The sequence below is a fragment of the Burkholderia plantarii genome (assembly GCF_001411805.1).
GTDB lineage: Bacteria > Pseudomonadota > Gammaproteobacteria > Burkholderiales > Burkholderiaceae > Burkholderia > Burkholderia plantarii.
In genome coordinates this window covers 2,248,685-2,272,738 of the sequence record NZ_CP007212.1, presented here as the reverse complement: position 1 = coordinate 2,272,738, position 24,054 = coordinate 2,248,685, and the positions used below count along the sequence as shown (strand labels likewise).

The 24,054-nt window shown below is 69.4% G+C and carries 13 protein-coding genes and 1 pseudogene; 10 read left to right on the top strand and 4 right to left on the bottom strand.

The features are described 5' to 3' along the window. Positions 1 to 67 precede the first annotated feature (67 nt). From bpln_RS09695 to bpln_RS09680, 4 genes are all read left to right on the top strand, one after another. Positions 68 to 1,624 (top strand): methyl-accepting chemotaxis protein, encoded by a 1,557-nt coding sequence (locus bpln_RS09695; protein WP_042625043.1) that lies wholly within the window; start codon positions 68 to 70, stop codon positions 1,622 to 1,624. Between the two features lie 148 nt (positions 1,625 to 1,772). Next, entirely contained in the window at positions 1,773 to 2,507 is a 735-nt protein-coding gene (locus tag bpln_RS09690) for a gluconate 2-dehydrogenase subunit 3 family protein (RefSeq protein ID WP_042625042.1), read from the top strand. Positions 2,508 to 2,509: 2 nt separating this feature from the next. Beyond that, a complete protein-coding gene (locus bpln_RS09685; protein ID WP_042625041.1) occupies positions 2,510 to 4,291 on the top strand; it encodes a GMC family oxidoreductase in 1,782 nt (593 codons plus the stop codon). A 13-nt stretch (positions 4,292 to 4,304) separates the two neighbouring features. Beyond that, positions 4,305 to 5,603, top strand: a complete 1,299-nt coding sequence (locus bpln_RS09680) for a cytochrome c (protein ID WP_063891212.1) — start codon at positions 4,305 to 4,307, stop codon at positions 5,601 to 5,603. 263 nt (positions 5,604 to 5,866) lie between these two features. On the opposite strand, the gene bpln_RS09675 is transcribed toward bpln_RS09680, so the two are convergent. Genes bpln_RS09675 through bpln_RS09660 form a run of 4 tightly spaced genes read right to left on the bottom strand, consistent with a single transcriptional unit; the run spans position 5,867 to position 10,060 of the window. Further along, on the bottom strand, positions 5,867 to 7,336 hold the full coding sequence (locus bpln_RS09675) for an isochorismate synthase (RefSeq protein WP_082465250.1): 1,470 nt from the start codon (positions 7,334 to 7,336) through the stop codon (positions 5,867 to 5,869). Beyond that, positions 7,333 to 7,638, bottom strand: coding sequence for an isochorismate lyase (locus bpln_RS09670; RefSeq protein WP_042625040.1), 306 nt, complete (start codon positions 7,636 to 7,638; stop codon positions 7,333 to 7,335). The genes bpln_RS09675 and bpln_RS09670 overlap by 4 nt, the downstream gene beginning before the upstream one ends. Then, positions 7,635 to 8,405 carry a thioesterase II family protein gene (locus bpln_RS09665; RefSeq protein WP_055138690.1) on the bottom strand — a complete coding sequence of 257 codons (771 nt, stop codon included), beginning with the start codon at positions 8,403 to 8,405 and terminating at the stop codon, positions 7,635 to 7,637. The genes bpln_RS09670 and bpln_RS09665 overlap by 4 nt, the downstream gene beginning before the upstream one ends. Continuing rightward, positions 8,402 to 10,060, bottom strand: a complete 1,659-nt coding sequence (locus tag bpln_RS09660) for a (2,3-dihydroxybenzoyl)adenylate synthase (protein WP_055139494.1) — start codon at positions 10,058 to 10,060, stop codon at positions 8,402 to 8,404. The genes bpln_RS09665 and bpln_RS09660 overlap by 4 nt, the downstream gene beginning before the upstream one ends. Between bpln_RS09660 and bpln_RS37310 the strand changes: the two genes are divergently transcribed. The 6 genes and pseudogenes from bpln_RS37310 to bpln_RS09635 all read left to right on the top strand — a co-directional run bounded on the left by bpln_RS37310 (position 10,059) and on the right by bpln_RS09635 (position 24,047). Next, complete coding sequence (locus bpln_RS37310; protein ID WP_209444920.1) at positions 10,059 to 10,211, top strand: hypothetical protein; 153 nt, start codon at positions 10,059 to 10,061, stop codon at positions 10,209 to 10,211. The genes bpln_RS09660 and bpln_RS37310 overlap by 2 nt on opposite strands. A gap of 90 nt (positions 10,212 to 10,301) precedes the next feature. Further along, on the top strand, positions 10,302 to 11,222 hold the full coding sequence (locus bpln_RS09655) for a helix-turn-helix transcriptional regulator (protein WP_055138689.1): 921 nt from the start codon (positions 10,302 to 10,304) through the stop codon (positions 11,220 to 11,222). Between the two features lie 141 nt (positions 11,223 to 11,363). After that, the gene (locus bpln_RS09650) at positions 11,364 to 15,752 is read left to right on the top strand and encodes a non-ribosomal peptide synthetase (RefSeq protein WP_055138688.1); all 4,389 of its coding nucleotides are present in this window, start codon (positions 11,364 to 11,366) and stop codon (positions 15,750 to 15,752) included. Continuing rightward, a complete protein-coding gene (locus bpln_RS09645) occupies positions 15,749 to 21,250 on the top strand; it encodes a non-ribosomal peptide synthetase (RefSeq protein ID WP_055138687.1) in 5,502 nt (1,833 codons plus the stop codon). The genes bpln_RS09650 and bpln_RS09645 overlap by 4 nt, the downstream gene beginning before the upstream one ends. After that, entirely contained in the window at positions 21,247 to 22,314 is a 1,068-nt protein-coding gene (locus bpln_RS09640) for a Gfo/Idh/MocA family oxidoreductase (protein WP_055138686.1), read from the top strand. The genes bpln_RS09645 and bpln_RS09640 overlap by 4 nt, the downstream gene beginning before the upstream one ends. After that, a pseudogene (locus bpln_RS09635) lies at positions 22,311 to 24,047 on the top strand (ABC transporter ATP-binding protein). The gene bpln_RS09640 and the pseudogene bpln_RS09635 overlap by 4 nt, the downstream one beginning before the upstream one ends. Positions 24,048 to 24,054 lie beyond the last annotated feature (7 nt).

Below are 24,054 nucleotides of genomic sequence, written 5' to 3'. Positions count from 1 at the left end.
TAGTTAAGTACCTGCCGTATACCCGTAGTGCATGGTGCTCAAATACTAGATATCCAGGAAAAAATCGATGAATGGGGTAGGGGTGAAGGCGGCGTTTACGCTGCAGGCGCGCATTGCGCTGACGATGGGTTTTCTCGCTGTGCTGATGGTCGCGATCGGGGTACTCGGCTTGCTGGGAACGAGCCGGGCGAATCGAGCCAACCAGGACACCTACAAGAACAAGCTGACCGCCGCAACCAACATCGGCAACGCCGAGATCTACATCGCCCGCACGCGCCTCGTGCTCGACCGCCTGGCGCTGCACCCCGAGGACGCGAAGGCGCAGGAGCAGATCGACCGCGCCACCGGTTTCTTCGCGAAGTCCGACGAGTGGTGGCAGACCTTCGTCAACCAGCCGCACCAGCAGAACGAGGCCGACCTGATCGGCGACGCCACCGAGCGCCGCAAGGCCATGCGTGACGCGGTGTCGTCGTTCGTCGACGCGATCCGCGCCAGCGACACCGCCAAGGTGGACCACATCGCGATGACCGAGCTTTCCGCGCTCTACAGCCAGATGAGCGCGGCCAACGACAAGGTCAAGCAGGCGCTCTACACCAACGCGAAGAACAACTACGAAGCGTCCGAATCGAGCTTCCACGTCTATTTCAGCGTGTCGGTCGTGATGATCGTGATCGGCGTGATCGCCTCGGTGCTGAGCTGGCTGTCGCTGCGCCGCGCGATCATGGCACCGCTCAACGACGCGCTCTCGCACTTCGAGGCGATCGCCGCGGGCCACCTGAACCGCCGCATCGACGCGCACCGCAACGACGAGATGGGCCTGCTGCTGCGCGGCGTGGCCGAGATGCAGACCAGCCTCGCGCGCACCGTGCGCGAAGTGCGCACCAGCACCGAATCGATCGCCACGGCCACCCAGCAGATCGCCTCCGGCACCATGGACCTGTCGGTGCGCACCGAGGAGCAGGCCGCCTCGCTCCAGGAAACCGCGGCGAGCATGAGCGAGCTGACGGCCACCGTGAAGCAGAACGCCGAAAGCGCCCGCACGGCGCGTTCGCTCGCGGACAACGCCTCCGACGTGGCCGCGCGCGGCAACGACGTGGTCGCGCGCGTTATCGGTACCATGGGCGGCATCGATCAAAGCTCGCGCAAGATCTCCGATATCACCGGCATCATCGAGGGCATCGCCTTCCAGACCAACATCCTGGCGCTGAACGCGGCCGTGGAAGCGGCGCGCGCCGGCGAGCAGGGCCGCGGCTTCGCGGTGGTGGCGAGCGAGGTGCGTTCGCTCGCGCAGCGCTCGTCGGTGGCGGCCAAGGAAATCAAGGAGCTGATCTCCGCGTCGGTGCAGACGGTCGCCGAGGGCAGCGAACTGGTGGCCGACGCGGGCCAGACGATGCAGGAAGTGCTGCGTTCGGTGCGTGACCTGACCACGCTGATGAACGAGATCGCGGCGGCCGCCGAACAGCAGCGCATGGGCATCGAGCAGGTCGACACGGCGGTCAGCCAGATGGACTCGATCACCCAGCAGAACGCCGCGCTCGTCGAGCAGGCCACGGCCGCGGCGCAGGCGCTCAGCGAGCAGTCCACGCGCATGCGCGGCCACGTCGAGACGTTCCAGCTCGCCTGAGCGGCCTGGGCGGGACCGATCGGGCAGTGCCGGTTCCGGGCAGTTCCGGGCAGGCGCCCCGCCGAGGGCCTGCCGGGTGCAACGGCGGCATGCCCGCGCGGCACGCCGGCACGCCATTCCAATCCATTCCCCACGACAACTTTCAATCATGACAGAAGCGAAAGATCGCAGTCGACGGAGCTTTCTCAAAGGCTCCATCGCGATCGCACCGATAGCCGTCGTCGGTATCTCGGGCGCCGTAGCGAACCAGGGCCAGCCGGCCGTCGCGCGCGGCATGCCGCCCGCCGACCAGCCCACCGCCAGCCAGTACACGCCCGGCTATTTCACGCCGGAGGAATGGGCCTTCATCAACGCGGCCTGCGACACGCTGATCCCGAAGGACGACGTCGGGCCCGGCGCGGTCGAGCTCGGCGTGCCGCAATACATCGACCGCCAGATGCAGACGCCCTATGGCGACGCGACGCGCTGGTACATGCAGGGGCCGTTCCTGCCGGCCGCCCCCGAGTTCGGCTACCAGGCCAAGCTCACGCCGAAGGAGCAGTACCGGATCGGCATCCGCGCGATCAACGCCTACACGCGCGCGCATGCCGGCGGCAAGGCCTTCGCCGACTTCACGCCCGCGCAGCGCACCGCCTTCTTCAAGGGCATCGAGTCGGGCGAGGTCAAGACCGACGACTTCAACTTCAAGACCTTCCTCGGCCACTTCCTGCTCGTCAACGTGATGGAAGGCTACTTCGGCGACCCGTCCTACGGCGGCAACAAGGACATGGCCGCCTGGAAGATGATCGGCTACCCCGGCGTGCGCGCCGATTACCTGGAGTTCGTGGGTGAGGCCAAGCCTTATCCGTATGGTCCGGTCAGCCTCTACGGCAAGCGAGGATAAGCATGGCAAGCATCAAGAAAAAGCCGGTCGACGCGGTGATCGTCGGCTTCGGCTGGACCGGCTCGATCATGGCGATCGAACTGGCGAACGCGGGGCTCGACGTGGTCGCGCTCGAGCGCGGCGACGCACGCGAGACGGTACCCGATTTCGCGTATCCGCAGATCGTCGACGAGATCAAGTACTCGGCGCGCCAGGCGTTGCTGCAGAACCTCGCGAAGACCACCGTCACGAACCGCCACACCAAGGACCAGACGGCCGTGCCGTATCGCCAGATCGGCTCGTTCAAGCCGGGCGAGGGCGTGGGCGGCGCGGGTTCGCACTGGTCGGGCGTGCAGTCGCGCGTGATGCCCGACGAGCTGCGCTACAAGAGCCACATCACCGAGCGCTACGGCGCGAAGTTCATCCCGGAAGGCATGAACCTGCAGGACTGGGGCGTGACCTATGACGAACTGGAGCCGTCGTTCGACCGCTTCGAGCGCGTCTGCGGCACCTCGGGCAAGGCCGGCAACCTGAACGGCAAGCCGCTCGAGGGCGGCAACCCGTTCGAAGGGCGCCGCTCGGGCGACTACCCGCTGCCGCCGCTGGCCGACCATCCCACCGGCAAGCTGTTCGCGGCCGCCGCGCGCGGGCTCGGCTACAAGCCATTCGCGCTGCCGGCCGGCAACGCCTCGGGGCCGTACACCAACGAATACGGCTGCCAGCTCGGGCCGTGCAACTTCTGCGGCTTCTGCAGCGACTACGGCTGCCTGAACTACTCGAAGGCCTCGCCGCAGACGGCGATCATCCCGGCGCTGCTGCGCAAGCCGAATTTCGAGCTGCGCGTGAACTCGCACGTCGTCAAGGTCAACACCGACGCGAGCGGCAAGCGCGCGACCGGCGTGACCTACATCGACGCGCAGGGCAACGAGGTCGAGCAGCCGGCCGAGATGGTCGTGCTGGCCGCGTTCCAGCTGCACAACGTCCACCTGATGCTGCTCTCGAAGATCGGCCAGCCGTTCAACCCGGACACCAACGAGGGCGTGGTCGGCCGCAACTTCTGCTACCAGCTGCTCAACAGCGTGAACATGTTCTTCGACAAGGACGTGTACATCAACCCGTTCATGGGCGCGGGCGGCGGCGGTCAGGCGATCGAGGAATTCAACGCCGACAACTTCGACCACTCGCAGCTCGGCTTCATCGGCGGCGGCATCATCTGGGGCCGCCAGACCGGCAACGGTCCGGTGCGCGGCATTCCGCTGCCCAAGGGCACGCCGAAGTGGGGCACCGAGTGGAAGCAGGCCGCGAAGGACAACTTCCTCCACACCGGCCGCATCGAGTCGCAGTGCAGCAACATGGCCTACCGCAACTGCTTCCTCGACCTCGATCCGAACTACCGCGACGCCTACGGCTCGCCGCTCATGCGCATCACGCTCGACTGGCAGGACAACGACCTGCGCGCCTCGGAATACGTGGCCGGCAAGATGATGGAGATCGGCCGCGCGATGAATCCGAAGTCGATCTCGGGACGCATCATCAAGCCGGGCACGCACTGGGACACGCGCGCCTACCAGAGCACGCACATCAGCGGCGGCACGGCGATGGGCGCGGATCCGAAGACGAGCGTGGTCAACAAGTACCTGCAGAGCTGGGACGTGCCCAACCTGTTCGTGCTCGGCGCCAACGTGTTCGCGCATGGCATCGGCTACAACCCGACGGGCCTGGTGGGCGGTCTCGCCTACTGGGCGGCGAGCAACATCCGCTCGCAATACCTGAAGAACCCCGGCGCCGCGATGGTGCAGGTCTGAGGCGGCGACGATCATGCGAAAACTGGTAACTGGAATCGTGGCCGCCGGGGTGGTGGCCGTGGGGGCGTTGTGGGCGTTCGCGTCCGTGACGCCGGATGTCAAGCTCGATGCCTCGGTGGCGAACCGCAAGGGCGACGCCGTGCATGGCGCGTATCTGGCGCGCGCCGGCGACTGCATCGCGTGCCATACGACCAAGGGCGGCACGCCGTTCGCGGGCGGCCTGCCGTTCGCGACGCCGGTGGGCACGATCTATTCGACGAACATCACCGCCGACCGCGAACACGGCATCGGCGGCTACACGTTCGACGAATTCGTGCTCGCGATGCGCGAGGGCGTGGGCAAGGGCGGTAAGCGGCTCTATCCGGCCATGCCGTTCACCTCGTATGCGAAGGTGTCGGACGCGGACCTGCAGGATCTGTACGCGTACCTGACCACGCAGGTACCGGCCTCGCCGCAGGCGAACCGCGCCTCCGGCATCGTGTGGCCGCTCAGCATGCGCTGGCCGCTCGCCTACTGGAGCCGCGCCTTCCATGACGACACGCGCTTCGCGGCCGATCCGGCCCGAAGCGTCGAGTGGAATCGCGGCGCCTATCTGGTGCAGGGCCTCGCGCATTGCGGCACCTGCCATACGCCACGCGGCGCGGCGTTCCAGGAGCTCGACGTGAGCGGCAAGAGCGAGCTGTACCTGTCCGGTTCGTCGCTCGACCATACCGCGCCGATCAACCTGCGCTCGTCGGCGGGTGGCGGCCTCGAGGCGTGGTCGGTGGACGACGTGGTCGCGTCGCTGAAGACCGGGCGCAATCCGCATTCGGCCGTGTCCGGGCCGATGGGCGAGGTGGTCGAGAACAGCACGCAGTACCTCGGCGATGCCGACCTGAAGGCGATGGCCGTGTACGTGAAGAGCCTTGGCGCGCCGCCGCAGGCCCCGAGCTTCCATGCCGACGACGGTACGCTGCACGACATCCTCGCCGGCAAGGCCACGAGCCGCGGCGCGCAGGTGTATCTCGACAGCTGCTCGGCCTGCCACCGCATGAACGGGCGCGGTGCCTCGGGCGTGTTCCCGTCGCTGGTCGACAATCCGGTGGTGGCGCAGGCCAACCCGGATTCGCTGATCGGCGTGATCCTCGCGGGCTCGCGCCTGCCCTCGACGCGGGCGGCGCCGTCGCCGCTCGCGATGCCGCCGTTCGGCTGGCGCTACGACGACGAGGACGTCGCGCAGCTGGCGACGTTCGTGCGGTCTGGCTGGGGCAATCACGGCCCGGCGGTCACGGCCACGCAGGTCGCCGCCGTGCGCGCGAAGGTGGGGGGCTGAGGGCGGTCGCCTGATGCTGGATGCCTGATGTCGGTGCCGAGCCGGTGTCGGTGTCGTGAAGCGGCCCGCGTCCGGCTGGATGCGGGCCGCTTTCCATCCGCCGCGCGATGGCGGGGCGACGTGGCTGGTGAACGCGATGGGGGTCACCGAGGCTTTCGCATTGCGGTTCCGCGCCTGCTCCGTCGCCTGGCCTTGCCACCAATGGCCATCAATGGCCACCCATCCCCGCCTGGCGTCGCCGCCAAGCGGGGCCGTGGCCGTCGTCAGCCCGGCGTCGGCGAGTCCTCGGGCGACTCGATCGCCGCCTGCATGCCGGACAGCTTCAGCGCGGTTTCCTGGTATTCGCGTTCCGGGTCCGACTCGGCGACGATCCCGCATCCCGCGAACAGCCGGCAGGTGTTCGCCACGATCAGCGCGCAGCGCAAGGCGACGCAGAAGTCGCCGTTGCCGTGCGCGTCGATCCAGCCGAACGGGCCCGCGTACCAGCCGCGGTCGAAGCCCTCGACCATGCGCAGCCAGGCGAGCGCGGCGGCGCGCGGGTGGCCGGCCACGGCCGGCGTCGGATGCAGCGCGGCCACCAGCGCGAGCGGCGTCGCGCCGGCGTCGAGCGTCGCGCGGATCGGCGTGCTCAGGTGCTGCAGGCGCGGCAGCAGTTGCAGCACCGGCCGGTCCGGCAGCTGCAGGTCGTGCGTGTGCGGCGCGAGCGCGGCGACGATCGCCTCGACGACGATCGCATGTTCGAGCCGCTCCTTGCGGTCGGCCATCAGTTCGGCACCGAGCGTGCGATCACGGTCCGGGTCGGCGTCGCGGCGCGTCGTGCCCGCCAGCGCCTGCGTATGGACCAGGCGCTCGTGTACGCGCACGAGCCGCTCCGGCGTCGCGCCGACGAAGCAGCCGTCGCCGCGCCGCGCGGCGAACAGCTGCGCGTTCGCGTCGCGCCGGCGCAACCGCGCCAGCAGCGGCGCGATCGCGACCGGCGCCGGATAGCGCCGCGGCACGTCGCGTGCGAGCACCACCTTGCTGAACGCGCCGTGGCGGATGGCGTCGGTCGCGTCCCGCACTTTGCGCTTCCAGACGCCGGCGTCGAGCGTCGCCGTGTCGAGCGCGCCCGATGCGCCGCGGCCGTAAGCCGGCGCCGATACCGGCATCGCGCTATCGAGCCGGCCGATCCACGCCTCGTACCGGCGCGCGACCGCCGCGCCGTCGTCGTCCGGCGCGGCCACATGCTGGCAGACCAGCCAGTGGTCGCCGCGCTCGCGCACGACCGACAGCCGCGGCAGCATCATGCTCGCGTCGGCAAACGCTTGCCAATGCGCCTGCCGTGCGGCCGCCGGATCGAAGCGAAAGCCGCCGACGAGGCGCGGCGGCTGATCGCCGCAAACGATGCCGGTGCGGACCAGTTCCCGCCAGCGCGTGTCGATCTGCGCGAAGCGCGCGTCGCCGTGGCCCGACAGTTCCAGCGCGCAATCCCAGCCAAACAGCGCGAACGACGGCGTGACCGTCTCGTGGAAGGCCCACGGCGTGACGCCGTCGTCCCAGCGTCCGATCAGCGCGGGCAGATCCAGCGGCTTCAGCGGGAACGACATCGAGGCGAGCACCGGCGCGCCGCTCGCCGCGGCCTGACGCGCGGCGCGCGTGAACGCGCCGGCCAGCACGTCGGTGAAGGCGTCGGCGAGCGGGGCGCCGAGCGCCTTGGCCAGTGTCTCGCTCGGCGTGGTGGCGGACGTGCTCATTCGAGCCCTCGCTGCCGCCGCCAGAAGTGCGTCTGCTGTTCGATGTACCAATGAATGATCTGCGTAAACAGTGTTTCGACGAAGCCGCCGTCGAGCCCGACATGCTCCGCCCAGACGCGCCGCGCCGGCAGCATCGCCGCGACGCGTTCGGGCGCCGCGATGCTGTCCTGGCTCGGCTTGAAGCGCGAGGCCGCCAGCACGTAGCGCATGCGCTGGCCGAGCGCCGCGATGATGTCGGCATCGAGGCGGTCGATCGCCACGCGAATCTCGTCGAGATTCGCGCAATCGTCCGGCTGTTTCATGGCAACTCCTTGGGAGCGGAAAGGGTGAGATCGATCTGCCGGCTCAGCCAGGCGATCAGGGCCGGATACTGCTGCTTCAGATAGAAGTGGCCGCCCTCGAACGCGGCCCACCGCGATGCGCCGCGCGTGACCTGCTGCCAGGCGAGCGCTTCGTGGCGATCGACCTCGGTGTCGTCGAGCGGCAGCACGATGTCGAGCGGCGTGTTCAGCGTGGTGGGCCGCGGGCATCGGTAGGTTTCGATCGCCTGGTAGTCGCGGCGGATCATCGGCAGGTACACCGCACGCAGTTCGGCGTCCTCGAACAGCGCCCGGCTGTCCGGCGAGAGCCGCGTGATTTCGGCCAGCAGCGCCTGGTCGGACTGCCGGTGCAGGTCGGTGCGGCGCTGCCGGTGCGGCGCCGGGTGGCCGGAGACGAACACGCGCAGCGGCGGGTGGCCGGCGCGTTCGAGCCGCACGGCGACTTCATAGGCGAGCACGGCGCCGAGGCTGTGCCCGAACAGCACGAGCGGCCGGTCCGTGTAATGGCGCAGGGCCTCGGCCACGGGATCGGCGAGCGCCTCGATCGTCGCGACGCCCGGTTCGGCGAAGCGATCCTCGCGCCCCGGGTACTGCACGGCGAGCAGGTCGAGGTCCCAGCGCAGATGGCCGCGCCAGTTGCGGAAGAATCCCGCGCTGCCGCCCGCGTGCGGCAGGCCGACGATCCGCGCACGCGGGCCGGGCGACAGCTGCAGTTCGCGGATCCAGCGTGCGTGCGGCGCCGTGCTCATCGGACGGCCTCGTCGAGTTCGCGCCGCAACGCCTCGCGCAGCGATTTCTTGCTGGTCTTGCCGATGCCGGTTTCCGGGAAGCGCGTGACGAATTCGATCCGGTCGGGAACCTTGAACGCGGCGAGGCCGCAGGCGCGCAGATGCTGCTTGAGCTGCATCGAGGTGGGCGCGGGCGGGCGCGCCACGACGAACGCGCAGGTCTGCTCGCCGAGCAGTGCATCGGGCAGCGCGACCACGGCCGCGTCGTGGACCTGAGGATGCGTGAGCAGCAGGTTTTCCAGTTCCTCGGACGAGACTTTTTCGCCGCCCCGGTTGATCTGATCCTTGTCCCGGCCCTCGACGACCAGGTAGCCGTCGGCCGTCTGCGATACGAGGTCGCCGCTGCGATAGAAGCCGTCCGCCGTGAACGCTGTTGCATCGTGTTCGGCGCGCGGGTAGTAGCCGCGGATCGTGTACGGGCCGCGCACCTGCAGCTCGCCGATCTGGCCGGGCGCGACCGGTTTGCCGTGCGCATCGACGACGCGGATTTCATCGGCCTCCGATACGGGGCGTCCCTGCGTGTCGTGGATGCGCTCGGGCGGATCGTCGAGCCGCGTGCAGCAGACGAGCCCTTCGGCCATGCCGAACACCTGCTGCAGCCGGCAGCCGAGCGTGGGCGCGACACGTTCGGCCGCATGGCGCATCAGGCGCGCGCCGCCCACCTGGAGCAGGCGCAGGCTCGACAGGTCGGCGTGAAGGCGGTCCTGCGCGTCGAGCCAGACCAGCGCCAGCGGCGGCACCAGCGCCGTATGCGTGACGCGCTCGCGCGCGATCAGCGCGAAGCAGCTGTCGGGATCGGCGCGCCCGGCTGCCACCACGCATCCGCCGTGCAGCAGCGTGCCGATCACGCCCGGGCAGCAGAGCGTGAAGTTGTGCGCCATCGGCAAAGCCGCCAGATAGACCGTGTCGGAGTCGACGGCGCTCGCCGCCACGCAGGCGCGCACGTTGTACAGGTATTCGTCGTGGCGGCGCGGGATCAGCTTGGGCGTGCCGGTCGTGCCGCCCGAGAGCTGGAAGCAGGCGACGTCGCCGGCGCGCGCGTCGCAGGCATCGCGCGCGGGGCCGTCGTACAACGCGTCGAACGCGACGAAGCCGGCCGCCGCGCCGCCCGTCACCACGTGTTCCAGCGCCGGGCACCTCGCGCGCAGCGCCTCGGCCAGCGGGCGGCAGTCGAAGGTGTCTTGGTCCGCGCACAGGTACGCGCGTGCGCCGCTGAAGCGGCAAAGTGCTTCGATTTCATGTTGCCGGTGCGCGGGCAGCGCCAGCACCGGCACCACGCCGAGCTGGAACAGCGCGAAGCAGGTCTCGATGAAGCGCAGGCCGTTCGGCAGATGGACGACGACGATGTCGCCGCGCCGCAGGCCGAGCCCGTGCAGGCCGCCGGCGAGACGCCGGACGCGTTCGAGCAGCTCGCGAAAACGATGGCGGCGCGCCTCGCCGTCGACGATCGCGATGGCTTCGGGCGTGCGCCGGGCCTGCTCGCGCAGTGCCTCGAAAAAGGTGGTGTCCTGCCAGTAGCCGGCTTTGCGATAGCGCCGGATGAAGGCGGCCGGCCAGTTCGGACAGTCGGGCAGAGAGGCGGAGGATGCAACGGTGTCGCAGCGGGAAGGAAGCATGAGTTCGGCCAAGGTTCGACGTTATTTTCAAATAATAATGAGAGTCATTATTGTTTGTGGACGTTACGCTTTCAACGGCCCTTCTTTTGATTCCCCGGCTTTTTCATTTGATCCGATACCTGGCGCGGCTTCGATTCGTCGTTCGATGTGAATCGGGGGGCGGGCCGGCGGCACTTCCTCCGCGGTTTGACTTCCGGCGCCGTCGCGCGGCGGCGCGTGGCGCACCGATGACACCATCTTGATGACCTCGATCCCGTTCGTCCCGTCCCGAATCGATCCGGCGCCGTTGCCCGGCAGCCGTCCCGACCTCATGCATGTCGACGCCGGCATGACGCTGCTCAGCGGTACCGTCGATACCGCGAGTCCCGGCTGGCACGAAGGGCCGCTCGAGCAGGGGCTCAAGCTGGTGCTCGTGCAAAGCGGACGCCTGTGTTGCCGCGTGCCGGGCCAGCCCGAACACTGCCTGAGCGGGCCGAGTCTGTACCTCATCGTCAACGACGCCGGGCGCACCACCGAGCAGCTCCATTGCCGCGACGCACCGCTGCGCTACACGATCGTGCAGTTCGGCATCGAGACGCTCGGGCAGGATGTCGGCCTGCTGCCGGCGCATCCGCGTCCGGCGGCGGGCGGGCCGCGCATGATGAGCTGCCCGGCATCGAAGGCCTTGCAGGCGCTGGCCGCGCAGATCGCGACCTGTCAATTCGAGGGCGCCGTGCGCGCCTACTACCTGAAGGGCAAGGCGCTCGAGCTGATGGCGCTCGGCGTGCAGCTGATGGCGACGCGGCGCGAGTCGTTGCCGGCCGGCGTGCGGGTCACGTCGTCGGACGTCGAACGGATTCACGCGGCAAGCGAGATCCTCACGCACGATCTGGAGCGCCCGCCGACGCTCGACGCGCTGGCGACGCGGGTGGGCCTGAATCCGCGCAAGCTGACGGCCGGGTTTCGCAAGGTGTTCGGCACCAGCGTTCATGCCTACCTTCAGGAATGCAGATTGAAGAAGGCGCACGGCATGCTCTGCGACGAGGATTCCAACGTATCGACCGTCGCGTACCGGGTGGGCTACAGCCCGGCGCATTTTTCGGTGGCGTTTCGCAAGCGCTACGGCGTTTCGCCGAGGGAGATCCGCGCGTCGTCGAGCGCGCGTGACGAGCCTGGCGGGTGACGCCCTGGAATCGAAAGCAACACACCGGCAGCCGAAAGCAATCGACGCGGCGCATGACGGCGGATGCGATAGATTTTCATCTGTCGTTACCGCAATTTTCCAGGCGGGAACATTCATGCCGATCTCATGCGAGGGGTTCCGATGCGCGCATCCGCTATCGATTCACGGCTCTCGGGAAACCTGTCCCGCCGATGGTTCGTCGAGCGGCTGGCCGAGTTGCTGGGCGAGTCGGTCGACGACATCACGGCGCTCGACGACGACGAAAACCTGCTCGGATGCGGGCTCGATTCGATCCGGCTGATGTCGCTGCTGGCGAGCGTCAACCGCGCGGGGCATGCGCTGACGTTTGCCGACCTGGCGCGCCATCCCAGCCTGGCGGCCTGGCGTGCGCTGGTCGCCGAGTCGCCCGCGCGGCGCGGCGCGGTGGAGGCGTGCGATGGCCGGGACGCTGCGGGACTCGATCCGGGACTCGACACCGATCCCGCCGTGGACATCCATGCGCCGTTCGATCTGTCCGCCGTGCAGCAGGCCTATTGGCTTGGTCGCGGCGACGAGCAGGTGCTTGGCAACGTCGCTTGCCACATCTTCATCGAATTCCGCTGCCGGGCGATCGACGCCGAGCGACTCGAAGCGGCATGCCGGCTGGTGCGCCGACGTCATCCGATGTTGCGCGCACGCTTCGAGGCGGGACGGCAGCAGATCGTCGACGAGCCAGACGTGCCGGTATTCGATCATCGCGACTGGCGCGGCGACACGCCCGAGGCGGCCGAGGCGGCGTGGGCCGAGTTGCTTGCGCAACGGTCGCACGAACGTCTTGCGGTCGAGCGAGGTCAGGTGTTCCTCGTCGGGCTGGCGGCAATGCCTGACGGCAGCGATCGGGTGTGGCTGAGCCTCGACTTGCTGGCGGCCGACGTCGACAGCGTTCGGCTCGTGATGAAGGAGATCGGGCTCGCCTATGCCGATCCGGCGTCATTGCCGGCCGAGCCGTCAACCTCGTTTCCGGCCTATCTTGCGCGACGCCAACGCCTGTCCCGGGTGGCTCGCGACGAAGCGCACGCGTACTGGCGCGAACGGCTGCCACAGCTGCCCGGTGCCCCGATGTTGCCGCTCGCCTGCGCGCCCGAGACCATCCGCGCGCCGCGCTTCGTGCGCCGCGCGTTCACGCTCAGTCATCCCGAACTCGAACGGCTGCGGCAAGCGGCAGCGCGGCATGGCGTGACGCTTTCCTCGGTGTTCGGGTGCGCGTTTTCGTTCGTGCTCGCGCGCTGGAGCGCGCAGGACACGTTTCTGTTGAACGTCCCGCTGTTCGACCGGCATGGCGACGAAGCCGATCTCGCCGCGATGGTCGCCGATTTCACGACGCTGTTGCTGGTCGAGTGCCGGGTCGAGCCGGCCGTCTGCTTTGTCGACGCCGTGCGCGGTTTCCAGCGCCGTATGCATGATGCGATCGCGCATGCCGCGTATCCGGCGCTCGACGTGCTGCGCGAGGCGCGCCGGCAGGGCATGCCACGCGCCGCGCCGGTGGTGTTTTCCAATAACCTCGGCGGCGATACGTTCGTTCCGGCCGAGTTCGGGTGCATCTTCGGCGATCTGCACGAGATGATTTCGCAGACGCCCCAGGTGTGGCTCGACCACCAGTTGTACCGCGTGACCGATGGCGTGCTGCTGGCGTGGGACAGCGTGGACGGCCTGTTCGCGCCGGGCGTGATCGATGCGATGTTCGATGCCTATCTGGAACTGGTGCAGGGGCTGTGCGATCGCGACTGGCAATCCCCGGCCGCGCTGCCGTTGCCGCTCGATCAGCAGCGCCGGCGGGACGCGGCGAATTCGGCCGCGTTTTCACCGGCACCGCGCACGCTGCATCACGATGTCTTTCGGCAGGCGCACCGCCGGCCCGACGCGATCGCGCTGCGCCATGGCGAGCATGTCGTCACGCGGGGCGAGCTGGCGGCCCGCGCGCTCGCGATCGCAGGCGGGCTGAAGGCGGCGGGCATCGGCCTCGGTGACGCGGTGGAGGTCAGCCTGCCGCGTGGCCCGGAGCAGATCGCGGCGGTCCTCGGCGTACTCGCGCTCGGCGCCTGCTACGTCCCGCTCGACGTCGGGCAGCCGGTTGCGCGCAAGGCCCTGATCGAGCGGGCCGCGGGCGTGCGGGCCGTGATCGGCGCGACGGCGGCCATCGACGGATTGCGCTGCCTCGACGTCGCGCGGCTGAGCGAGGTCGATCCGTTGCCCGCGCCGCTCGCCGTCTCGCCGCGGCACACCGCGTACGTGATCTACACGTCCGGGTCGACGGGCGTGCCGAAAGGCGTGGAGATGTCGCACGGCGCGGCGATGAACACGATCGACGCCGTCGCGCGATGCGTGGGCTTGACGGCTGACGACCGGCTGCTCGCGGTGTCCGCGCTCGATTTCGATCTGTCGGTATTCGATCTGTTCGGTGTGCTCGGGGCGGGCGGCAGCCTGGTGATCCCGGAGCAGGACGAGGGGCGCGATGCACGGCGCTGGATCGAACTGCTGGCGCGCCACGAGGTGACGGTCTGGAACTCGGCGCCCGCGTTGCTTGAGATGGCGCTTGCCGCGCATCGCGCGGGAGACGGTTTTCGTGGCTTGCGCGCCGTGTTGCTGTCGGGAGACTGGATCGCCACCGACTTGCCGGCGCGGCTGCGCGCCCATGCCGGCGACCACTGCGTCGTGCATGCGCTCGGCGGCGCGACGGAGGCCGGCATCTGGTCGAATCTCCAAGCCGTCGGCGCGACCCAGCCCGACCACTGGCGCTCGATTCCTTACGGCGCGCCGTTGCCGGGGCAGGCCTATCGCGTGGTGGACGGCCACGGCAACGACCTGCCCGATCACGTCGCAGGCGAACTGTTGATCGGCGGCGGCAGCCTTGCGCGCGGATATCGCAACGATTCCGAGCTGACGGCGCGCCGCTTCGAATCGACGCCACACGGCCGCTGGTATCACACCGGCGATCGCGGGCGTTACTGGTCGGACGGCACGCTGGAATTGCTCGGTCGCGCCGACCTGCAGGTCAAGATCCGGGGGCATCGGATCGAGCTCGGTGAAATCGAAGTGGCGCTGGCCGAGCATCCCGATGTGGAGAGCGCTTGCGCAGCCGTGTCGCCGGGCGAGATCGCGCGCGTGATCGCCTCGCTCGTGCCGGCTACTGCGCAGCCGCAGGCCGGCGGCGAGCAGCCGGCCGAAGTGGCGCTGGCCAGGCTGCCCGACACCGCCGGCGCCGAGGCTGCCGTAACCGGGTTCGTGTTGACGCAGTTGCTGGCACAACCCGAGTCGGTGGTGCCGGCCGCGCTGCGCGCGCGCTGGAGTGCCTGGCTTGCCGACGCGCGCGCGGCGGTACCGACGGCGCTTGACGATGCGCTGTCGCGGCTGGGATGGTCGCGCGAATCGCTGGCGGACCTCGTCCCGGCGCTGCTCGATGTGATCGGCGACGCCGCCGGTGCGCAGCGCCTGCTGCTCGACGCGCGGCTTGCCCCTCAGGCGATGGCACTGCAACTGCCGGGCGGTCGGCTCGCGATCACGCAGATCGGCCGCGCGCTGGCCCGGCAGATCGGGGCGGGCAAACCGTCGAGCGTGGCCGTGCTCGACGTTCGCGGCGGTCAGATGCTTTCGCCAGGCCTGGCCATGCTTGACGATCCAGGCGTGCGAACCACCTTGTTCGATTCTTCGGCCGGGCTGCTGCGTGAGGCGGCGGCTCGCTTCACGCGGTCCACGCCCGCACTGCAAGCGCTGGAGGGCGGCCTGCTGCCGCTGCGCTATCTCGGGCAGTTCGATTGCGTCGTCAGCTTCGCCGCCGCGCATACCCGCGAGAGCCTCGATGACCTGTTCTGGCAAAGCGCCATGCTGCTGGCCGAAGGCGGCTTCCTGTTGCTGGCGGACCTGATGCGCGATTCGCCGCTGCGTCAGGTCAGTGCCGGATTGTTCTCCGATGCGGCGCCGCGCTTTGCCTTGTGGGACGAAATATCGGCCGCGGCGCGGCGCCACGGTTTCGTGCTGGCACCCGACAGCTGGCACGACCCGGCGTTCTTCCTGATCGTTGCACGGGCCGGCGGGACGAAGCTGACCGAGTCGCGGCTCGCCGAGTGGCTGCGCGACCGGTTGCCCGAAGCCATGCGCCCCGAGCCGATCTGGTGTCGGCGGTGCTGGCCGCTCAACCCGAACGGCAAGATCGACCGGCGCGCGATCGCGGACGCGATGCAGCGAGCGGATGGCGAATCACGTTCGTCGAGCGCGGCCTTCGTTCCGGCCAACGAGCGGGAGGTGTCGCTGCTGGCGTGTTGGGAACAGGCGCTCGGGCATCCGGGCAACGCGAGCGAGGCCAGCTTCTTTTCGCTCGGTGGCGACAGCCTGCTTGCCACGCGCTTCATCGCGCGACTGCACGAGCGGCTCGGGGTGCGGATCGGCATGGCCGAGTTCTATCGCCGGCCGACGCTGTCGGGCATGGCGGTCAGGCTGGCCGCCTCGGCCAACGCCGGCCCGGATGGCGCGGGGCTCGAAGAGGGCGTGCTATGAATCTCGAAGACGTGCTCGAGCTGTGTCGCGAGCGGCAGATCGAACTCTGGAGCGAAGGTGGCCGGTTGCATTACCGCGCGCCGGCCGGCTCGCTGGATACGGCGCTGGCCGAGACGATCCGCACCCGGCGGCGCGCGCTGATCGATTTTCTTTCCGAGGATGTCTGGCAGCCGGATCCGGCGAAGGCCCACGAGCGGTTTGCCCTGACGCCGGTGCAGGCCGCCTATGTGCTCGGCCGCAATCCCGCGTTCGAGTTCGGCGGCAACGCCTGCCATCTCTACGTCGAGTATCCGCTGCCGGCTTCGCTCGACGTCGCGCGCTTCGAGGCGGCCTGGAGCGCCTGCGTCGCGCGGCATCCGATGCTGCGCGCCATTGTCGAGGGCAGCGCATGGCAGCGCGTGTTGCCGGACGTGCCATGGCAATCGCTGGTTGTGCATGAACTGCGCGAGGCCGATGACGCGTGCTTCGCGGCCCATCTGGCCGCCGTGCGAAGCCGGCTCGATCATGCGGTCCACGCGCTCGACCGCTGGCCGGTGCTACGGCCGGAGCTGAGCTTCGGCCGGACCCACGCGGTCCTGCACATGTCGGTGGATTTCACACTGATCGATTACGCGAGCCTGCAACTGCTGTTGAGCGAATGGCGCCGCCGCTACGACGAGCCGCATTGGAAGCCGGACGCGCTCGACGTCACGTTTCGCGATTACGTCGTCAACGAGGCGCGCGCCCGCGATCGCAACCGGCACGCGCAGGATCGGGCATGGTGGCTGGCGCGTCTCGAAGCGCTGCCGGGGCGCCCCGACCTGCCGGTCGTGCCGGCGCCGGCCACCCCGGTGTCGCCGCGTTTCACGCACCTTCATGCCCGGCTCGGCGACGGCTCCTGGGGCGCGCTGTGCGCGACGGCGAGCCAGCGCGGCCTGAGTCCGGCCGGCGTCGCGCTGGCCGCCTTCGCGGAAGTCGTCGGGCGCTGGAGCCAGACGCCCGCGTTCTGCCTGAATCTCACGGTACTGAGTCGCCCCGACGTGCATCCACGTATCGGCGAAGTCCTCGGTGACTTCACGGCGTTGAGCCTGCTCGCCGTGGACGTCACGCAAGGCGGCGACTTCACGGAACGCGCGCGGCGCATCGGGGCGCAGATGTTCGACGATCTCGAGCATCGCGGTTTCACTGGAATCGACGTGATGCGCGAGCTTGCCCGGCGGCGAGGCAAGGGCACCGATCTGATGCCGGTCGTGTTCACGAGCGGAATCGGCAGTGTCGGGCGATTGCTCGACGGCCAGGGCGCGCGGCTCGACCGGCCGCTCGACATGATCAGCCAGACGCCCCAGGTCTGGCTCGACTGTCAGGTCACAGATCAGTTCGGTGGCCTCGAAATCGGCTGGGACGTGCGCGAGGCGCTGTTTCCCGCCGGCATGCCCGAAGCGATGTTCGATGCGTTCGTGGCGCTGCTCGGACGCCTCGCGAGCGACGATTCATGGTGGACGCGGCGCGGCGATCTGGTGCTGCCGACGATGGCTGAGGCCGAGCCGCCACCGGTGACCACGAAGCCCGACGCGCATCTGGCGGCCGGTTTCGCGGCCCGGGCGCTGTCCACGCCGCAGGCGACTGCGATCGTCGATCAGGCCGGCTCCCACAGCTATCGCACGATCGCGCAGCGGGCGGTCGCGCTGCGCGATGCGCTCGAGCGCGCTGGCGTCGACGCGGGAGACCGGGTGGCCGTGCTGTTGCCGAAGGGCATTGGGCAGGCCGTGGCGGTGCTCGGTATCGTGCAGGCCGGCGCCGCCTACGTGCCGATCGACGTCCGTCAGCCGGCCCTGCGGCAGCAGGCAATTCTGGAAAGCGCGCAGGTGCGGGCGATTGTGACCGACACGACGCAGGCCTGCGAGGTGGGGGCCGCCGTGCGCATCGACATCGACAGGCTCGGCGCGGATCCCGGCTGGCCGCCCCGTGCCGCGCGTCCCGTCGGCGGTGATGCGCTGGCCTACGTCATCTACACGTCGGGGTCCACCGGCGAGCCCAAGGGGGTGATGCTGAGCCACGCGGCTGTCTGCAATACGCTCGATGACATCAACCATCGCCACGAAATCGGTCCCGACGATGTGGTGTTGGGCCTCGCGGAGCTGAGCTTCGACCTGTCCGTCTACGACTTGTTCGGTGCGATGGCACAGGGCGCGCGCGTCGTGCTGCCCGATCCGTCGCGCCATAACGATCCGTCGCATTGGGCAGAATTGATGACGTGCCATGGCGTGACCGTATGGAACTCGGTGCCCGCGCAAGGGCAGATGCTGACCGATTACCTGGAGAGCGAACCGGATCGGCGGGTACCCGGGCCGCGCTGCGTGCTGTGGTCGGGTGACTGGATTCCAGTGAGCCTGCCGCTGCGCTGGTGGCGGCGCTGGCCGCAGAGCGAGCTGTTCAGCCTGGGTGGTGCGACCGAGGCGGCGATCTGGTCGATCGAGCACCGGATTCGCCGCGATGACACGCAGCTTGCGAGCATTCCCTACGGCCGGGCGCTGGCGGGGCAGACCGTCGAAGTGCTCGATGCGCTCGGCCGTCGCTGTCCGGCCGAGGTGCGCGGCCAAATTTATATTGGCGGCGTGGGGCTGGCCGACGGTTACCTGAACGACCCGGGTCGGACCGCCGAGTGCTTCGTCCGCGATGCGGCCGGCGGGCGACGCTATCGTACCGGCGACCTCGGGCGCTATCGGGCCGACGGCTTGATCGAATTCCTCGGCCGTCAGGACGATCAGGTCAAGATTCGCGGCTATCGCATCGAGCTGGCTGAGATCGACGCGGTGCTGACTGCCCATCCGCTCGTGAGCGCCGCGGCTACCGTCGTACACGGTGACGCGCAGCAACGGCATCTGGTCAGCTTCGTCACGCTCGGCGGCACGGCACCCGAACACTGCGATCATGCCGAAGCGCTGAACGACGTGGCCGATCGCGTGTCCGCGGTGTGGGCCTCCGAGGCATGGCCGGCGTTGCCGCAGATACGCGAGTCGGTGGCCCGGCTCGAGGCGGCCTGCGTGGCCTCGCTCGCGATCTGGATCGGCGAGATGCGCGAGCCTGTCGATTTTCCGGCGCTTTGCGCGCGGCTTGCCGTACCTGCCGGACGGCAGCACCTGTTGCGGCATTGGCTCGCGCTGCTGCAGGACCATGGATATCTGGATGCGCTGCCGTCGGGCGTGTGGCAGGCCCGCCCCGACGCGCCGACGGCCGGGGCCGACGCGCAATGGGACCGCTTCGCGAGCGACGCACCGGCCAGCCTCTGGCCGCCTGACCTGATCGAATACTTTCGTCGTAGCGCGGCTTGCCTCGGCGAGCAGCTGGGCGAGCGCGTCTCGCCCGCCGCGCTGATGTTCCCGCAAGGTACGACGCATATCGCGGAGGCGATGTATAGCGCGGGCCTGCATGCGCAGGCGCTGCATCGCGGCATGGCCGAAGCTGTGCGCCGCATCGTCGAGCGCGAGCCGCGGCGGGTCTGGCACGTGCTCGAGATCGGCGCCGGCACCGCCGCGGCGACGCGCGTGATCGTCGATGCACTGGCCCCGCTGGTGCAGGCGGGCATCGGCATCGACTATCTGTTCACCGACGTGTCGAGCTATTTCCTGGCCGCGGCGCGTGAGCGCTTCGCCGCCTGCCCTTGGGTGCGCTTCGCGCGTTTCGACATGAACGCCCGCTTCGAGGAGCAGGGCATCGCCCCGCACTCCCTCGACATCGTGATCAGCTCCGGCGCGCTCAACAACGCGCGGGATACGGTTGCGCTGCTCGACGGCATGCGCGAGATGTCGGGGGCTGACGCGTGGTGGGTGATTCAGGAGCTGACCTGCGAGCATCCGGAAATCAGCGTCAGCCAGGCGTTGATGATGGCGCCGCCCGACGACGCGCGCGCCGCGCTCGGGCAGCTGTTCGTGCATCGCGAGCCATGGCTCGCCGGGCTGCGACGCGAGGCGGCGGATTGCGCGACGGGCTGCACCGGGCCGGACGATCCGCTGCGCGCGCTCGGCTACGAGGTGTTTGTCGCGCGCGTGAGGGCCGGCGCGGTGCGGATCGCGCCCGACGAACTGCGGGCGTTCATGGCGCAACGTCTGCCCGCCTACATGCTGCCTGCGCGAATCGGCGTGCTGGAGCGACTGCCTACCACCGCCAACGGCAAGATCGACCGCCGCCGTCTAGGGGCGATCGCGTCGATTCAGGCGCCGCCGGCGGTGGCTCGCGCCGTCGTACACGCTGTTGCCGCGGATGCCCTCGAAGCGCGCCTGATCGCGCTATGGGGAGCCGTGCTCGATATCCAGGGCGTCACGGCCGAACAGGATTTCTTCGCCGCAGGCGGCGATTCGCTGCTGATTGCTCAACTGATCGGGCGTTTGCGCGCCGACGAGCCGCTGGCACGCGCCCATTCTTTCGATCGCCTGTTGCGTTGCGCGCTGAACCGGCCGACCCCGGCAGCCGTCGCCGCCTTTCTGCGCAACTGCGACGGCGTGGGGGAGGCGCAAGCCCCGCGACTCGAAACAATAGCGACAGAGGAAGCGGAACAAGGCGGAGCCGGTGAGGGCGAGCCCGCGAGCCCCAGCGCCGGTCGGCCGGCGCTGCGCCGACGCCGCGTGGAACCGATCCGCATCGCAGCGGGGGAAGGCGTGCCGCGCGTGCTGGTCCACGAAGGGCTCGGCACGCTTCACGCCTATCGGCGCGTCATGCCGGCGCTCTCGACACTCGGGCCGCTACTCGGCTTCGCCGTGGATGACACCGACGACTATCTCGCGATTCCGGCGCGCCATGTGAACGCGACGCTCGGCGCCCGCTATGCCCGGGCCCTGGCACGCGAGGGCTTGGATGAGGTCGATCTGCTCGGCTACTGCTCGGGCGGCCTGATCGCGATCGAGATGGCGAAAGCACTGCTGCAACTCGGCGTGACGGTGCGTTCGCTCGATATCGTGTCGAGTTATCGCATTCCGTATCTGATCGAGGACGAGCGGTTGATCCTGTTCAACTACGCGAAGACACTCGGCCTGTCGGCCGAGCCGTTCGGCTATCCGCCCATCGATCTGCTGGCCGACGCGTTGGCGGAGGCGTTGAAGGCCGACGGCACGCGTCTGGCGGCGGGCGCCCTCGAGGCACAGCTCGGAATGTTCGGCGACACCTGCCCGCCGCTCGACGCCGTGCGTACCGGTGTGCTGCGCGCGGCGGCCGGATTGCCGCCGGACAGCACGCAAGACGGGCCGCAAGACGAGTCGCTCGTCGCGCAACGCGAGCCGCTGTACCGGGTGTTCTCGCATTCGGTCGCGGCGAGCCATTGGGCCGCAACGGCGCCTTACGTGGCGGGCCTGCGGCTGTTCGTGCCCGAGCGCTGCAATCCGTTGATTCCGCAGCAGCGCGCGGTGCTGCTCGACTATTGGCAAACGCAGGCGCTCGGCAAGGTCGCGTTGATCGATCTACCGGGAGGGCATTTCGATTGCCTGAACGACACATTCGTCACGAATCATCTGGGGAGGCAGCGATGAGCAGGGACGCGTTGCCGGTCGTGGTGGCCGGTTCCCGCTTCGGACAATTCTATGCGGCGGGCCTCGCCGGGTCCGGCGATTATCGGCTGGCCGGCATCCTCGCCAACGGCGGCGCGCGCTCCGCGGCGCTGGCGGCCAAGGTCGGCGTGCCGTTGTACGAAACTCCGGAGGCGCTGCCGGACGATGTACGGCTGGCGTGCGTGGCCGTGGGCGGCGCGGCGCGCGGCGCCGCGGGCGGCGAGCTGGCGCGCCGCCTGATGATGCGCGGCATCGACGTGCTGATCGAGCATCCGCTGTTGCCGGTCCAATGGGACGACCTGCTGCGCGAGGCCGGACGTCATCGGCGGCGCTGCCTGCTGAACGGTTTCTATCCGAACCTGCCCGTCGTCGCGAAGTTCATCGACGTCGCGCGACGGCTCGGCCGGCAGCGCGGCGCCGTGCATGTCGATGCGACCTGCTCGGTGCAGCTCGGCTATGCGTTGCTGGAGGTGCTCGCCGGCATGCTCGAAGGTGTAGGGCCATGGTCGATCGAGCCGGAGCGGGCCGGCCGGTCGTCGATGCGGGCGTGTTCGATGATGCTGGTGGAAACGCCTGTTTCGCTGCGCGTCCACAACGAAATGGCGGCCGGCGATGACGGCCGCATGCAACTGCTGTTTCGGATCGCGCTGCAGGTCGATGGCGGCACATGGACGCTGGCGTCGCCGCACGGCCCGCTGCTGTGGGAGCCGGCGATCCGCGCGCCCGGCACCGATGCGCGGGGGCTCTTCCCGATCTTTGATGGCGCCGCCGGCGTTTCCGGCTTGCCGAGCGTCCAGCTCTACGAGGCGAGGCCGCCGGGCTGGGAACACATCCATGCGACGGTCTGGCCGCAGGCGGCGGTACGCGCGCTGGCGCCGCTCGTCACGGGCCACGGCCTGGCGGCCGCTAACCAGCGCAGCACCGAAGTCACGCGGCTGTGGCAGCGCCTGACCGGCGTGCTCGGTTTTCCGGCGCAGCCGCTTCACGACCTGCCCGGCGAAGCGTTGGAACAGGCGCTCGAACACACACTGGAGCCGGCGGAATGACGCCGCCACTGCATCAGATCTTGTGGCCGTTTCTGCTGCCGCTCGCGGCGGCGATCGGCCTGCAGGCACTGGCCGGGATCGCATCGATGGTGCCGTGGGTGGCGCTGGGGCAGATTGCCGGCCGCTGGCAGACGCATACCGGCGCGGAGCGCGGCGTCGCCGGCTGGCTGGGCGCGGCCGTGGTCGCCAGCGTGACCTGAATGGTCGGCCAGACACTCGCGCAGCATCTGACGCATCGTGTCGATGCCGATCTGGGCGCGCGGCTGCGGCGGCAGCTGGCCGATCATATGCAGCGGCTGCCGCTCGGCTGGTTCGTGCAGATGGGCCGCGACCGCGTGGCACGTTATGTCGATCGGGACGTCCGCGCCCTGCATCAACTGGTGGCGCATGCGCCGACCGACCTGACGCGCCTGATCGTGGTGCCGCTCGCCGCCTGCGCCTGGCTCGTCCGGCTCGATGCGATTCTGTTCGTGTGGACGCTGGTGCCGCTGCTGGCGGCAGTCGGCATCTTCCACTGGTTGCGCTCGGCGCATTACGGGCCGGTGTTCGCGCAGCGCGATGCTGCGCTCGAACGGCTGATGGGCGACTATGCCGAACTGGCGCGGCATCCCGTGCTGGTGCGCCGGTATCCGGCCGCCGGTATCGAGGTGGCGGCGCTCGACGCCGTGGCGCGTTTCGAGCAGGCGTTCATGACGTTGGTCGGCCGAATCGGCAGATGGAGCGCGCTGACGCAGGTGCTGCTGGGCACGCCGTTCCCGCTTGCGTGGGTCGTATGCGGCGCGGTGTGGTTCGCGCGCGGGCCGTTGACCGTCGCTCCGCTCGCTACCTTCGTGCTGCTCGTCTGGGCGATCGCGGCGCCGGCACGCGCATTGGGTCATGGCGCCGACGCACTGCGCGAGGCGCGGGCCGCCGCGCGGCGCCTGGCCGAGCTGTTCGCGCTGCCGGCGTTGCCGGAGGGAAGCTCGGCGCAGGCACCGCGCGACGCGTCGATCGACATCACGGGCACGACTGTCTCAATCGACGGCACTACGATCCTCGATGGTATCGACGCACGCATCGAGGCCGGCGTGACGACGGCCATCGTCGGGCCGTCCGGCGCGGGAAAGAGCACCTTGCTGATGCTGCTGGCGCGCTTCATGGACCCGGACCATGGCTCGATCCGCCTGGGCGGCGTCGAGTTGCGCGCGCTGCCGGGCGAGGTCCTGCACGCACAGGTGGCCGTGGTGTTCGAGCACGCGGCGGCGCTCGACCTGTCGCTGGCCGCCAATATCGCGCTGCATCGGCCGCGGGCGCCGCTCGATGCGATCCGCGTCGTGGCGCGTCAAGCCTGCATCGACGCGCGGATCGCCGCGTTGCCGCGTGGCTACGACAGCGTGTACGGCCGCGACGTGACGTTCTCGGGCGGCGAATTGCAGCGGCTCGCGATCGCGCGCGCGATGCTGTCGCCGGCGCCGGTGCTGCTGCTCGACGAGCCGACGGCGAATCTCGACGAACTGAGTACGCGCCGGGTGAGGGACAGCCTTGTCGCGATGCGCGTGCGCCGCTCCTGCATCGTCGTGACGCATAGTCCGATGTTGGCGCGGGAAGCGGACCGGATCGTCGTGCTCGACGCAGGCCGGGTGCGGGCACAAGGCTCGCATCGGCAGCTGCGCGCGGCCGATGCCTGGTACCGGGCCTTCGCACGCGACGAATCCGCAGGCGGCCCTGATCTCGCATCGGGCGCGAATCCGTGAAGCAAAA